Source organism: Mycobacterium sp. (assembly GCF_008709575.1).
Lineage (GTDB): Bacteria > Actinomycetota > Actinomycetes > Mycobacteriales > Mycobacteriaceae > Mycobacterium.
This window is the reverse complement of the sequence record NZ_VYIK01000230.1, coordinates 1-217: the sequence shown is the minus strand read 5'-3', so window position 1 is coordinate 217 and position 217 is coordinate 1. Positions and strand designations below refer to the sequence as shown.

Below are 217 nucleotides of genomic sequence, written 5' to 3'. Positions count from 1 at the left end.
CGAAGGCCTGCCCGCGGCGGTGCTGGCGCTGGGGGCGTTGCGCGGCCTGACCGACAGCCCCGAACACGCCGACTGGCTCACCGCCGCCGAGAAGACCACCCTGGCACGCCACCTGGTGGCTGACAGCGCGGGCTCCGGCGCGTCGTTCGCCGCCGCGCTGACCGATCGGCGGATGTATCCGCTGGCCGCGATCAACGCCGGCCTGTACTTCGCCCAG

Annotated in this window: 1 pseudogene; it reads left to right on the top strand. The window is 74.2% G+C overall.

Annotated elements, in window-relative coordinates:
• Window positions 1-217 (top strand): annotated as a pseudogene (locus F6Q13_RS18105) (hypothetical protein); the annotation flags it as partial.